At 58.7% G+C, this 13,827-nt stretch carries 13 protein-coding genes; 6 read left to right on the top strand and 7 right to left on the bottom strand.

Annotation, left to right across the window (positions count from 1 at the left end; translation table 11 throughout):
* Positions 1–8 precede the first annotated feature (8 nt).
* The 3 genes from tssC to ACIQYU_RS12320 form a co-directional block, all read right to left on the bottom strand.
* Positions 9–1,511 (bottom strand): type VI secretion system contractile sheath large subunit, encoded by a 1,503-nt coding sequence (gene tssC, locus ACIQYU_RS12330; RefSeq protein WP_207832665.1) that lies wholly within the window; start codon positions 1,509–1,511, stop codon positions 9–11.
* Positions 1,512–1,525: 14 nt separating this feature from the next.
* On the bottom strand, positions 1,526–2,065 hold the full coding sequence (tssB, locus tag ACIQYU_RS12325) for a type VI secretion system contractile sheath small subunit (RefSeq protein ID WP_207832667.1): 540 nt from the start codon (positions 2,063–2,065) through the stop codon (positions 1,526–1,528).
* Between the two features lie 64 nt (positions 2,066–2,129).
* Positions 2,130–2,879, bottom strand: a complete 750-nt coding sequence (locus ACIQYU_RS12320) for a hypothetical protein (protein WP_024087178.1) — start codon at positions 2,877–2,879, stop codon at positions 2,130–2,132.
* Between the two features lie 284 nt (positions 2,880–3,163).
* Between ACIQYU_RS12320 and ACIQYU_RS12315 the strand changes: the two genes are divergently transcribed.
* A complete protein-coding gene (locus tag ACIQYU_RS12315; RefSeq protein WP_177342437.1) occupies positions 3,164–3,472 on the top strand; it encodes a hypothetical protein in 309 nt (102 codons plus the stop codon).
* Here ACIQYU_RS12315 and ACIQYU_RS12310 read toward each other — a convergent pair.
* The 4 genes from ACIQYU_RS12310 to ACIQYU_RS12295 all read right to left on the bottom strand — a co-directional run bounded on the left by ACIQYU_RS12310 (position 3,466) and on the right by ACIQYU_RS12295 (position 5,816).
* Positions 3,466–3,723, bottom strand: coding sequence for a hypothetical protein (locus ACIQYU_RS12310; protein WP_061552521.1), 258 nt, complete (start codon positions 3,721–3,723; stop codon positions 3,466–3,468). The genes ACIQYU_RS12315 and ACIQYU_RS12310 overlap by 7 nt on opposite strands.
* Entirely contained in the window at positions 3,720–4,142 is a 423-nt protein-coding gene (locus ACIQYU_RS12305; RefSeq protein ID WP_233694840.1) for a hypothetical protein, read from the bottom strand. Before ACIQYU_RS12305 ends, ACIQYU_RS12310 begins: the two co-directional genes overlap by 4 nt.
* 97 nt (positions 4,143–4,239) lie before the next feature.
* Positions 4,240–4,797, bottom strand: a complete 558-nt coding sequence (locus ACIQYU_RS12300; protein WP_087501630.1) for a hypothetical protein — start codon at positions 4,795–4,797, stop codon at positions 4,240–4,242.
* A gap of 2 nt (positions 4,798–4,799) precedes the next feature.
* A complete protein-coding gene (locus ACIQYU_RS12295; RefSeq protein ID WP_087501629.1) occupies positions 4,800–5,816 on the bottom strand; it encodes a hypothetical protein in 1,017 nt (338 codons plus the stop codon).
* A 270-nt stretch (positions 5,817–6,086) separates the two neighbouring features.
* Between ACIQYU_RS12295 and tssI the strand changes: the two genes are divergently transcribed.
* Genes tssI through ACIQYU_RS12270 form a run of 5 tightly spaced genes read left to right on the top strand, consistent with a single transcriptional unit; the run spans position 6,087 to position 13,673 of the window.
* Positions 6,087–7,940 (top strand): type VI secretion system tip protein TssI/VgrG, encoded by a 1,854-nt coding sequence (gene tssI / locus ACIQYU_RS12290; protein ID WP_207832671.1) that lies wholly within the window; start codon positions 6,087–6,089, stop codon positions 7,938–7,940.
* Between the two features lie 10 nt (positions 7,941–7,950).
* Complete coding sequence (locus tag ACIQYU_RS12285) at positions 7,951–8,535, top strand: hypothetical protein (protein WP_207832673.1); 585 nt, start codon at positions 7,951–7,953, stop codon at positions 8,533–8,535.
* Positions 8,536–8,570: 35 nt separating this feature from the next.
* A complete protein-coding gene (locus ACIQYU_RS12280; RefSeq protein ID WP_207832675.1) occupies positions 8,571–9,038 on the top strand; it encodes a DcrB-related protein in 468 nt (155 codons plus the stop codon).
* Between the two features lie 6 nt (positions 9,039–9,044).
* Positions 9,045–13,262, top strand: coding sequence for an RHS repeat-associated core domain-containing protein (locus tag ACIQYU_RS12275; RefSeq protein WP_402800063.1), 4,218 nt, complete (start codon positions 9,045–9,047; stop codon positions 13,260–13,262).
* A complete protein-coding gene (locus ACIQYU_RS12270; protein WP_402800060.1) occupies positions 13,263–13,673 on the top strand; it encodes an immunity 22 family protein in 411 nt (136 codons plus the stop codon).
* Positions 13,674–13,827: the final 154 nt, after the last annotated feature.

Below are 13,827 nucleotides of genomic sequence, written 5' to 3'. Positions count from 1 at the left end.
CCGGCCTGTCAGCCGCGCGCGCCCTGTGGCAGCTCGGCAACCAGGCGCAGCGAAGCAGTCAGCTCATCCAGCTGGTAGTGCGGGCGCAGGTAGGTCACGGCCTTGTACACACCTGGTTTGCCTGGCACTTCGAACACCTCGGCGCGGGCTTCGCGCAGCGGGAACTTGGCCTTGGCCTCCTGGCTGGCGGTGTCGTCGAGCAGCACGTAGCTGGCCAGCCACTGGTTGAGGAAGCGCTCCACATCCATGCGCGAGGCGAAGCTGCCGATCTTGTCGCGCATGATCGCCTTCATGTAGTGGGCAATGCGCGAAGTGGCGAAGATGTACTGCAGCTGGGCCGACAGGCGCGCGTTGGCGTTGGCGATGTCGGTGTTGTACTGCTTCTGCTTCTGCGCCGACTGGGTGCCGAAGAACGCGGCATAGTCGGTGCCCTTGCAGTGCACCAGGGGGATGAAGCCCAGGTCCGACAGCTCTTTTTCGCGGCGGTCGGTGATGGCGATTTCGGTCGGGCACTTGAGGGCGATTTCGCCGTCGTCGGTCTTGAAGGTGTGGGTTGGCAGGCCTTCGACCAGGCCGCCACCTTCCACGCCGCGGATGGCCACGCACCAGCCGTAGCGGGCGAAGGCATCGGTAACGCGGGTGCCGAGGGCGTAGGCGGCGTTCATCCACAGGTACTTGTTGTGGTCACGGCCATCGACGCTTTCGACGAAGTTGAATTCTTCCACCGGGGTGGTGTCCGGGCCATACGGCAGGCGACCGAGCACGTGCGGCAGGGTAAGGCCGACGTAGCGCGAGTCTTCCGAGGCGCGGAACGACTTCCACTTGGCGTATTCCACGGTGTCGAAGATCTTTGCCAGGTCACGCGGGCCGGACATCTCGGTGAACGAGTCCCAGCCGAACAGCTCGGGGGAGGCGGCCGATATGAACGGGGCATGGGCTGCTGCGGCGACGTGCGAGATCTCCTCCAGCAGGTACATGTCTTCGGGGTTGCGGTTGAATTCGTAGTCACCGATCAGCATGCCGAAAGGCGCGCCACCGAAGGTGCCGTACTCTTCTTCGTAGACCTTCTTGAACAGCGCGCTCTGGTCGAATTCGCTGGCGGCCTTCAGGTCGCGTACCAGGTCTTTCTTCGAGGCATTGAGCAGGTGGATCTTCAGCGTAGTGCTGGTCTCGGTCTGGTCTACCTGGTACTTCAGGCCGCGCCAGGAAGCTTCCAGCTGCTGGAATTCGCTGGCGTGCATGATCTCGTTCATCTGCTCCGAGAGCATCGCGTCGATCTCGGCGATACGCGAATCGAGCACGGCGATCAGGTCCTTGCTCGGGGTCATCTCGCCCTCGAGTACCTGGTTCACCAGTTCGCCAATCAGGTCGCGGGTGCGGTTGCGCTCGGTGTCGGAGCGGGCCACGCGGCTTTGCGAAATGATGCTGTCGAGCAGCGAGGGCTGTGGCGCGAAGTTTTCCACTTCGACCAGGTCGCCGGCCTGTTGCGGTGCGGTTTGCTTGTCGGTCATGTTCGGGCTCCTGCTCAGGCGTGATCGCTGCTGGATGGGTCTTTCACTTCGGCTTCACGGCCGAATTCCTTGCCCAGGGTCTTGAGCTTCTCGGTGTTCTGCAGCACGTCCATCAGCAGCTCCTCGAGCTTGTCGTTGCCGCCCATCTTGTTGCGCAGGTCGGCCAGCTTGTTGCGTACCTCCAGCAGCTTGCGCAGCGGCTCGACCTGCTTGACCACGTTCTGTGGCTCGAAGTCTTCGAGGCTGTTGAAGTTCAGCTCCACGCCCAGCTGGGTGCCGTTCTTGGCCAGGGTGTTGTCGACACGGTAGGTCAGACGCGGCTTGATGCCCTTGAGCACGCCGTTGAAGTTGTCACGGTCGATGTAGACAAACTTGCGGTCCTTGAGCTTGGGCAGCGGCTCCAGCGGGTTGCCGGAAAAGTCGCCCATTACGCCGACGACGAAGGGCAGCTCCTTTTTCTCGATGGCATCGCCGATGTCCACGTCGTAGGTGATATGGACCCGAGGCGCGCGAACGCGGTCGAGTTTGTGCTGAGTGCTTTCCTTCTTCGCCATCGTGTTCTCCAGTGCGAGCAATTCGCTGCGAATCATTGCGCGGCCCGTTGCCGGGCGCTGCGCGTTACAGTCCTTCGATCGTCAGCAGCAGGCGCTGACGGATTTCGTCGTTCATTTCCAGGATGTTGTCGCGGCCCACCAGCTCTTCGAAGCTGGTGTTGCCGGCAATCTGCGTGCTGCTGCGGATGACCGAGTCGTCAGGCAGTTCAGAGCGCACCGGCGAGCTGATGACGCAGAACGGCAGGTCGCCAAAGCCCTTGAGGCGTTCGAAGCTGAGGCTGTAGCGCAGGCCCTCGAACAGCCGGCCAAGGCCAGGCGACTTGCTCAGGCAGTAGAACAGCACCAGGTAGTGCACCACGAAGCGGTACAGCTCGGCGCTGCTGCGGTTGGGGTCTTTGATGACGTTGCGAAACCGCGCCAGGTCGAAGGCGTGGAAGCCCACCACCCAGCGGGTCGGGCTGGTGATGCGGATGACCTGGCCGCTGTGTTCCAGGGCCTTGTCGTATTCCAGCGGGAACAGTTCGGGGGTGGTGCTGATCAGGTTGAGCGGTACTTCCAGTTCGGTGACCAACTGGAACGGCGCAGCCGAGCCGATACGTTCGTAGAGTTCGACCAGGGCCTGGAAATGGCCCTGGGTTTCGCGCCCGCTGCTGCGCTGGGCGCCTTGCAGGTATTCGCCAAACAGGGTTTGCGGACGGATCAGCGGTGCCACGGTGGCGAGGTAATCCGCCGCCTGCGCCTTCAGCGCATCGGAGATCGCCCGCGTCTGGCTACGCAGCTTGATCAGTGCTTCGACATCGAATGTCTGTGTCATCGGTGCATCGTCCATGTGCCTGCTTGATCGTCCTGAAACGCCAATGGCGTGGACCTGAAATTGCGCCTCTCGACGGCGGCAAACTTGAGTGCTGGCACATGAATATCGTGTTGCCAGCAATGCCGAGTAGGGCACCTCGCTGCGGAAGAAGTTCCGGCGAGGAAGGCAATTTTTTCCCCGCTTTGTGATGTGACGCAATGATGGCGTCGTGATATTGACTGGGGTTTCGGGCGCGGGAAATGGGAGTTCAAGCCCTAAAATTTGGGTGTGCGAGGGGTATGAGCGTGAGAAAATTTCTTTGCAAAAGTTTTTTGCAAAAAGTGAATCCGGTCTCATTTTTTGCGCGGATCGTATTCTCCGGAGGTGTTGCCAAAGCACGTCTGGATGATGGCAGCGCGACGGAATGCGCCGCGCGCAAGGGTGTTATCAAGCGTGGTCCATCCGTTTGGATGGCCTATGCCGTACCTGCAGAGGCAACGGTCTGGTCAATAACCTTGAAAACGAGCATGATCACTATGGGAGCGGGCACGCCCGCGAAGCAGGCGACGCGGTGGATGGCCGCCTGCTCCGGTCGCGCAGGGGCAGGTCAGTGACATGGTCTGCGGTGGGCCTTTCCACCTCGCGCCAGGTGGATGAACTCGACGAGCTGGCTTGCGACAGCCATTGATGGCCACGCTACGTCGGCTAATGAAAAGTGACGGGTAGAGTCGAGTTCCATGATCACTACTGAACGTTTTTTTGGGGGCATTTGGGCGTTCTGGTTTTTGCTGCTGATGATTTCAGTGTTCATGCTGGGGGTGGCGCCAAAAATTGTCTTCGTGCCCATGGCAGTGGCGACAGTCATGACGTTCTGCTGGTGCGTGAAATGCGCTCATCGTTGACCCAGAACAATTGCCAGGCAGAGCCCGATATCACCAGCTTAGGACAGGGCGAGTAGCCTCTGCCAAGCAGCGCAAGGGTCGTCAGAACCATAACGGCAGGGACGACGTAGAGCAGCGTCTTCAGGGAAAGCCCGAACATCAGCGCCTGGAAGCGGTGCAGTCGTGTGCCTGCGGGCGGGTCGAATTTTTTCCCGGTCCAGGCACATATCGCACAACCAACCAGCAGAATTGCCACCGCCGGCGGTGCCATGAGCAGGCCGAACGCGAGGTAAGGTGTTTCCACGACAGGCGCGCCACGCAGTAATCTGCCGTACAGCGGGAACAGGTAGTTGATGTAGGCGTAGACCGAGAAGGCCGCGACCAACAGCATGGCGATGATCATGCCGACAGCCAGCAGTCTGATATTAAGGGGCGATGATACAGATGAAGTTTATGAGTATCGAATTTTCATCTATAGAGCCCTGCTGTACTAGTGTTTCTCACTGCTGTCCATCAGCTTGCGTGCAAATAGCTCGATTGCCAACACGCTTGCAGGGTTGCTCGTCGCTGTTGTAAAAATCAGGTTTGAAGCAATATCGCACATCATTGACCCAGTACACCTTCCAGGCCGACCCTGAAATCAGGAGTTTCTGGCACGGGGTGTACCCCTTCGACCACAGGCCAAAAGTCACGAGTAATGCCAGCGCCGGCGCAATATAGATCATTGACCAAAGTGTCAATTTGTATGAGTTATGTTGAAAGCGGAACATCCGGGAATGGGGGGGCGGGTCGAATTTTTTCGCGCGCCAGCAGGCATGCAGTGATGTAACAACTATGATTGGGGTGACCGTACACATGGCGATGAGCATAAACACCAGATAGGGCGTCACCACGATTGGGGCATTCGTTAAGAGCCTTCCGAACAAGGAGAGTAGATTGCTCCCAAGCCAATAAGCTGACAGAATGCCCAATATCGAAGTTGCTAGGCCAGTCGCGAGGGCCATGAGACGAAACAGGTGGGGAGAGCGCTCGTGGAGCTCATGAGGTTGAATAGTCATGGTTAAAACTTTGGAAAGTTGAACGTCGGGAGTGAGGGCATAGAGGGAAGTTCAGGCACAGTAGGCCATCCAGGCAGATTGAGGTCTCCTGGCTGAAGTTTTTGCAGTGCCCAGCGCTTGGCCTCGTTATAGAGAGTGTCTGCCACCTCGCTAGCAATATTGGTGATTTGTTTCTCTGCGTATTTTTGCAAGTCCTTGGTACTAATCTGCATGGCCTGCTGGCCCAAATATTCAATTTGGTCCACGGCATACCGAAGGCCCGCTTTAACCGAGTTTTTTATTCCATAGCGGACATCAAGCTCGTTAAGCCCAACGCCAACTGCGAATACAACGGCAGCCCCCAGGATGACGGGTGCGGCGGCGAAAGTGGCCATTGAGCCAATGGCCAGCCCGAAAGCATACCCGATCGCCGAAGCTATACCGGCTTTGATCAGCTCAACGCCAATACCGCCAAACAGGTCGCTCATCACATGCTCGTCGGCAAATACCCATTCTGCGACTTCGATGGCTACCGCCACATAACACGAAAGCTTGAAGCCTTTGATCGACGAACCGCGCACACCGTATTTGCCGATGCCCATGCTGACCAGCTTGGCGTTCTGGATGCCATAACGGGGAGCATTTAGCGTCTTGCGCAGGCCTGGGTAGCCGGTGAGGATCACGTACTGCTTGCCGTTGCGTATGGTGTAGCGCACCTTTGTGCCCAGCCCGTTCATGTCGCGAATGAAACCGGCAGTATTTTTCATGTCCCATGCGGCCATGGCCGTGGGCACGCCCCAGGTCGTATTGACGAAGGTGTGGGGCAGGCCGTTGTAGGTGGATTTCACGCTCTGCCAGGTGCCGGTCAGCATGTCGCCCTGGGTGCGTGTGCACACTTGTGGAGCCTGCGTTGCACCGTGAGTTCTCTGGGCGAACTGGGCTTGTGCCTGAAAGTCCTCGATCGACATGATCACCATCTCCCGGTGATTCTGGTCCATCTCCCGGTCCAGTTGGCTGAGTTGGTTTTCACTCACGCTCATGGCGATTCTTCTCCCTGAAATTCGCAGTGTATTGCCTCTCGGCTGAGCGCAAGGAGCGTACACCCCCGATGACCGACTGATCAAACCGATGGACACAATACGATGCAATTAACCAAAAAACCGCCTGCTGCTCTACAGTCCGCGATACTGCTTCCCGTAGAAGCATTTTGACGTCAGCTTGATGGAATCTGGCGTATCGCCATCATTTGACAGCCTCTTTTAAGCGCGTTTTCATTGCAAGATTTCCAGCTTGATGCAGGATGCATTGACATGATTACGGACGCCCTCGAATCGATCCTCACGCAGCATCAACGTCTGTTTACCTTCGACTCGCCGCTGCCGCCCGAACAAGAACTGCAACTGCTGAGCTTCAGCGGCCGCGAGGGGATTTCGGAGCTGTTCAGTTTCCAGGTGCAGCTTATCTCCCAGGATGCGCGCATCGAGCTCAAGAAGCTCATCGGCAAGAAAGTGACGGTAGGGATCGCCCTGGCTGATGGCAGCACACGCTACATCAGCGCGCACGTGTCGGACTTCGTCCATGCTGGTGCCGACGGCGGCATTGCCAATTACACTGCCGAACTCGTGCCGTGGATATGGATCCTCAGCCGTCGCCGCGATTCGCGGATATTCCAGGACAAGACCACCGAGCAGATCGTCAAGGACGTCTTTGCGTACTACCTGACCCTGGCCGATTACGAGTTTCGTCTGAGCCAACCGCTCAAACCGATCAGCTACTGCACCCAGTACCAGGAGTCGGACCTGAACTTCGTGTTGCGCCTGCTCGAGCAAGAAGGGCTGTTTTTCACCTTCGAGCACTCCCAGGAAGGCCATCGCATGATCATCAGCGATGACAGCAGCATGCTTCCGCAGCTGGAGCGCCAACCGCTGATTCGTTACCACAGTGCTTCAGTCACCGAAACCGCAGACTCGATCACCAAATGGTCTTCGGCGCGGCGGATGCAACCAACGCGCCTGGCCTTGAAATCCTTCGACTACAAGCAACCGGGCAACCCACACCTGGTGCAGTTGAATTCCGTCAACCAGCAGGGCGAGGTCGGCCAGTATGAAGTCTTCGAATACGAAGGTCTCTACGGCTACGCCGATGCCGATGAAGGCGTGCGCAAGGCGCGGCGTCGGCTGGAGGCGATGGAAGTGGACGGCAAGACCTTCCATGGCGAGAGCAACTGTCGCGTCATGGAGCCTGGCTACTACTTTGAATTGAGTCAGCATTACGATCACGACAATGACGCCCCGGATGACCGACAGTTTCTGCTGCTTTCGGTTACCCACTGGGGGCAGAACAACTACACCAACGACGGTGAGGCGGGCTACCGCAACAGCTTCAGCTGCATTCGCCGGAAAATTCCGTTCCGCCCTGCATTGAACACGCCTAGGGCGGGCATCAGCGGGCCGCAGACTGCCATCATCGTCGGCCCCCCCGGCGAAGAGATCTACACCGATGAACTGGGCCGGGTGAAGTTACAGTTCCACTGGGACCGCAACGGCGAGTTCAACGACCAGAGCTCCTGCTGGGTACGCGTCGCCCAATCTGGTGCCAGCGGTGGCTTCGGCAGCATCCAGATCCCACGCGTGGGCGACGAAGTGGTGGTGGTGTTCCTCGATGGCAACCCCGACCGCCCGCTGATCATGGGCAGCCTGTACAACAGCACCAACACCCCGCCATGGTCGCTGCCGGCGAACAAGACCCAGAGTGGTTTCCTGACCCGGTCGATGAAGGGCGACGGCGGTACCGCCAACTTCTTCCGCTTCGAGGACAAGGCTGGCGCCGAGCAGATCATCATGCATGCCGAGCGCAACATGGATACCGAGATCGAGCTGGATGAAACCCATGATGTGGGGAACAACCGGACGATTACGGTGGGCGGCACGCACACCGAAACGGTCAAGAAAGACACCATGGTGCAAGTGACCGAAGGTTCCTACACCCTGCAGGTCGACAACCAGTTCATACAGGTGGCTGCCAAGCAGCACATCATCCTGCAGGTGGGCGACAGCAGCATCACGCTGACCCCGGAAGGCATCGAGATCAAAGGCAAGGTCATCGTGACCACCAGCACCGACACCACCCAGATCACTGGCGCTGCAGTGCGGATCAACGACTGAGGCAAGGTTCATGTACAAGCCCTCGATCTACGACCGCATCTCTGCCAGGCGCGAAGCGCAAGAGGAGGCTGCGCGGCTGGCCAGGTTGGCGGAAGCCGCTCATGTGCCTGAGCCTGTGCCCGAGCCGGAACCGGTGCCAGCCGCGTTGCAGGATGTGGGCAGCGGTTTCACCTTCGCAGGCTTCACTCTGCAGTTTCCGATCGGCTTTCGCTTTCGCGACATCCAGACCACCATCGAGCATGAAGGCGAGCCGATCAGCCTCAGCATCCGCCGCCGTGATGTACGCGCCAGGCAGCCGCTGGAGCAATTGTTCGAGGGCGCGATCCAGGCCTTGCGCGAATTGAACCCGCAACTGCGCGTGATTCGTCAACGTGATTCCCACCTGGCTGGTAACCCGGCCAAGGTCCTGGATTTCCACTTCAATGCTGGCCACGAGCCCCGGCACGGTCGCCTGGTCGGCGCGCTGGTGCCCATCGCCGGCAGCGAGTCGCTGCAATGGCTGGATATTTCCAGCGTGATCGACCCGAGCAAGCCGGGCCTGAGCCAGTGGCTGGCCGAGTTCGACCGCATGCTCGATGGCTTCGCGCAGGGCTGAACCCCGATTTTTTCGCTATCAGGAATTTTCATCGCATGGATTACGAGTTGCAGGAAGGCGGCATCGCGCTGCCGGCAGGTTTCGAGGACCGCACGGTCAACATGTTCGTCTTGGGTGCCAGTGTTCCAGCACCGTTGAGCATCACCATCTCGCGTGACACCTTGCTGCCGGACGAAGCGCTGCAGGCCTATGTCGATCGCCAGGTGAAGATGCTCACCTCCAAGCTGCGTGGTTACACCCGCATGGGCAACAAGGCCGTCTCGCTCTCGGCTACCGCACCCATTGCCGGCATCCAGATCGACGCCTACTACATGAACCAGGGCCGCCCGCTGTATCAGCGCCAGGCCGCCTTCATCATCAGCCCCGGGCGTGCCCTGATCTTCTCGACCACCGCACAGGCTGACTTCAGTGCCCAGCAGAACCAGGACTGGGACAACTTGCTGGCCAGCTTCACCCCGCGAGCCCCGTCCGTAACCAGCGCCGAGTACGGCGAACAGGAGTAACCCCTCATGTTCGAAGCGGCCAGGTTCGGCGACGAGATATCGCACACAAGCGCGCTGGGGGGCTTCCTGATCGGGGCCGCCCTGGGGATCGCACTGGTGGCTACGGTGGCCATCGCCACCTTCACCTGCGGGTTCGGCGTGGCCTTGCTGGCCGGCCTCGCAGCCGGCATCGGGGGCAGCTTGCTGACCGCCGCCGGAGAGGCGATAGGCAGTATGTTCTCGTCCCCTTCAGGGACGATAACCACTGCCTCACCCAACGTTTTCATCAACAGCCGCAAGGCTGCCCGCGTCGAAAAAAGCATCGGTGCCTGCGACAAGCACCCAGGGCCGGTGCAGATTGCCGAAGGCTCGACCAACGTCTTCATCAACAGCGTCGCGGCTGCACGCAAGGGCGACAAGCTGACCTGCGGCGCGACCATTTCCGGTGGGTCGGACAACGTCATCATCGGCGGTGGCACCTATCGCTACCTGCCAGTGGATGACGAGATCCCGGAGTGGCTGCGCACCACCGTGGATGTGCTGATGGCCATCGCCGGTGCCGCAGGCGGTATCGCCCAGCTGATCAAGGCGGGTACCCAGGCCGGCATGAAAGCCGTCATGCCTTGCGCCCTGAAGTTCACCGCCGGCTTCGTCGCCGGCGAGGTGGCCAGCCGCTACGTGGTCGAACCCGTCGCCCGCAGGGCCATCGGCGGCCTGGTCGGCAACCCGGTCGACCTCACCACCGGCCGCAAACTGATCCCCGATGAAATCGACTTCAGCCTGCCTGGCCTGATGCCGATCGAGTGGTCGCGCTTCTACGCCAGCGACCTGACTGTCGACAGCGTGCTCGGCCGCGGCTGGGTACTGCCCTGGGAGCAGAGCCTGCGCCGGCAGGGCTCGTTCATCTACCTTATCGACAACCAGGGCCGCGAAGTGCCGTTCGTGACCCTGCAGCCGGGCCAGCGCATCTACAACCCGCACGAACAGGTGTACCTGGTGTGCACCGAGGGCGGCCACTACATCCTGCAAACCCTCGACAACCTGTTCTTCTACTTCGGCGAAGTGCCGGACACCAACAGCGAAGTGCCGCTGCAACGCATCGAAAACGCCCTCGGTCACTTCCTGCATTTCACCCGCACGCCTGACGGTACGCTGACCGACATCAGCGCCACCGGCGGCACCCGCGTGCACCTGCACTACGACAACCCGCTCGGTCGCCTGACCGACATCAAGCGCGTGGTGAACAACCAGGCGGTGGAAACGCTCACCCAGTACCGCTACGACGAACACGGCCAGCTGAGCGCGGTGATCAACCGCAACGGCGACACGGTGCGCAGCTTCAGCTACGCCGAAGGCCTGATGGTAACCCACAGCAACGCGCTGGGCCTGGGCTGCCACTACCGTTGGGAAACCCTCGGCGACAAGCCGCGCGTGGTCGAGCACTGGACCAGCGATGGCGAGCACTACCACTTCCGCTACGACCTCGACGCCCGCACCAGCTGGGCCACCGACGTGCTCGGCCGCGAGCTGGAAGTGCAGTACAACGCCGATCACCGCGTGGTCGCCAGCCGTGACTACGGTGGCGAACGCTACGCCATCGAGCTGGACGAGCAGGGCAACATGGTTGGCCTGGATTTGCCGGACGGCAACCGGCTCGCCTTCAAGTACGATGAATACGCCCGCCTGCTGGAAGAAACCGACCCGCTGGGCCGCAAGACCACCTACGAATATCACCACCTGACCACGCTGGTGACCCAGGTCAGCTATCCGGATGGCAGCACCTGGCGAGCGCGCTACGACGACAAGGGCAACCTGCTCGCCGAAATCGATGCCCTCGGCCAGATGACCGAGTACCTGAACAGCGATGACGGCCTGCCGCATACCATCATCGATGCAACTTACAAGTCCAAGTACCTGTGGTGGAACACCCTGGCCCAGGTCGAGCGTTATCAGGACTGCTCGGGCAAGAGCACCTGGTACCGCTACGACGAGCGTCAGCACCTGGTGGCGGTGACCGATGCGCTGAACCAGACCACCACGCTGGAGCGCAAGCCGGACGGTGAAGTGCTGCGCATCAGCCACCCGGACGGTACTGCGGAAACCTTCACCTACAACGTCTACGGCCAGGTAATCAGCCACACCGACGGCAAGGGCCAGACCACACGCCTGATGCGCACGGCCCGTGGCCTGCCGAGCAGCCGCCAGGATGCCAAGGGCCAGCGGGTGCGTTACGAGTACGACAAGGCCGTGCGCCTGACCGCGCTGGTCAACGAAAACAACGCTACTTACAGCTTTGCCTACGACGCCTCGGACCGGCTGACTGAAGAAGTGCGGGTGGATAACCTGACCCGGCGTTTCAGCTACAACGTCGGTGGCCATCTGACCCGACTGGATGAGATTGGCTACGGTGAAAACGCCGAACGCCCGGAACGTCATACGCTGTTCGAGCGCGATGCCATTGGCCGGCTGGTCGCCAAGATCAACCGCGATGCGAGCCAGACCTTCGCGTACGACGACGGCGACCGGTTGCTGAGCATCGAGCGGCAGCCGACCGGGATCGGCAAGCAGCTTGGGATCGGCGAAGAAAAGCTGGAGTACGCCTACGATCTGCTGGGCCGGTTGACCAAAGAAATTACCCCCGACGGCACGCTCGGCTACGAGTATGATCCACTCAGCAACCTGACCACATTGACCCTGCCGGACGGTCGCAAGGTCAACCACCTGTACTACGGCAGTGGGCACCTGCACCAGTTGAACCTGGATGGCCAGGTCATCAGCGATATGGAGCGTGATGACCTGCACCGCGAGGTGTACCGGACCCAGGGCAAGCTCACCAGCTGCTTTGGCTATGACGCCATGGGGCGCAAGGCCTGGCAGTTTGCCTCGAACTTGCCGGCCGACAAGCTCTCGCAGGTGCACAACACCGGTATCAATACCTCGTTGCTGGTGGAGCATGCGTACAACCCGATCCACCGTCGCTATCAGTACGACCCGGCAGGTGAATTGGTGCGCACGCTGGACAAGCTGCGGGGCGAGATCAAGTACGAGTACGAAGCCAACGGGCAGTTGCGCAGCCGCGATACCGGCTCATTGGTGGGCAGCGAGGAATTCCGCTACGACGCGGCAGCCAACCGGCTGGACTTCAATGCGCGACAGTTCGACAAGGTCAAGGACAACCGGATCAAACAGTGGCGGGATCAGGAGTACCGCTACGACCCGTGGGGCAACCTGATCGAGAAGCGCTCGGGGCACAGCAAGCTGCAGAGCTTTAGCTATGACTGCGAGAACCGGCTGGTGCGGGCGGAAACGTTGGTCAATGGCAAGCTGGAGAGTACCGGGCACTACCGTTACGACAGCCTGGGGCGGCGAATAGCCAAGCAGACGGAAATCAACGGCGAAGTCGAGCAGAAGCGCTTCCTCTGGCAGGGCTTGCGGATGCTGCGGGAGGAGACGCCGGGGCAGAGCATCCTGTACCTGTATGAGCCGGGTAGCTATGCGCCGCTGGCGCGGGTTGATCAGGCGGAAGGGGAGGAGCAGAAGGTCTATTACTTCCATACTGACCAGATTGGTACGCCGCTTGAGTTGACGGACAGTGATGGCGAGATCGTTTGGCAGGCGACGTATTGTTCTTGGGGTGCAATAGATAGTCTGCCGGTCAAGGATGTCGAGCAAAACCTGCGGTTCCAAGGTCAGTATTTTGATTGCGAATCGAGCCTGAATTACAATACTTTTCGGTTCTACGATCCAGAAATTGGGCGATTTGTCACTCAGGATCCAATAGGTGTCAGAGGCGGTGCTAATTTATATGTTTATGTGCCGGCGCCGACTACTTGGGTTGACCCTTTGGGTTGGGTGCCTTGGGAGAAAAACGGGTTTGATAGCTGGTTTAATAGCGCCTCAGTTCAAGATATTGTTGATAATAAAAAAGCTGTAGAAGCCGCCCTTAGAAATCCGGGAGGTAAACATGAGATGTTCCCTGTCTCTATAGCGTCGAAGGCAAAAGAACTTGGCTTTACCGCTCAAGAGCTTAAAGAAATGACAGTGCCAACCAAAGATATTACTTTTGTGGGTGTGACAGACAAACATGGTAATCCTGTGCCGGACGGTCCGCACCATGGTAGTAGGGCTGGAAGGCTGTTCCATAATAATTTAATTAAAGACCTGAATGGCGCGCAAAGCAAAGCTCAAGCGCTTAGCGTGATCGATTCACATCACAGCAAACACATGAAGCTAGGAGCATGCTAGATGGACTCTTATGATATTGATCGGTATGAAAAAGTTCATGTTTGGGTAGGTACAAATTTCTCTTCGGAGGATGAGTATCTAAAGTATTTTGAATTAGACTATTCTGTGGATTTGGATGATCCAGCATATAAGATTTGTGGGTTTTGCAAAGATATTGGTGTGAGATGGTATGACGAGGATTTCATAGGAATTATACCAAGAAAAGCGGAGGAGGTGAATTTAGAGGAGATCTTGCTTGAATCTGCGGTTGATTCCAGTTGCATTGAGGATCTAAAGGCGGAGTGTTTGAGACTTGGAATTACTAAGGCTAATGCAATTTTCTGGTACTCTGATGGTGGCACGGTAATTTCCAAGCCGCTAAAGTCGAATTATAATGGGTTGAAGTATGTTGGGTTATATGAGGGCGAATAAGCTCGACGAAGGTCCAGAGGAACCTGGAATTGGCGCTCTGCGTCAACATTTTTTAGTGTTTGGATCTGATTTTCGATGTGCGGTTATGTGTTGTTTTTAATTTAAAGTTTTTGTTGTGAGCATTGGGGGAATAAGGATTCGATCTTTAATAACG

Origin of the sequence: Pseudomonas sp. NPDC096925, from assembly GCF_044762545.1 — a bacterium.
GTDB lineage: Bacteria > Pseudomonadota > Gammaproteobacteria > Pseudomonadales > Pseudomonadaceae > Aquipseudomonas.
The sequence above is the reverse complement of the archived record's forward strand: the minus strand, read 5'-3'. Positions and strand labels throughout refer to the sequence as shown.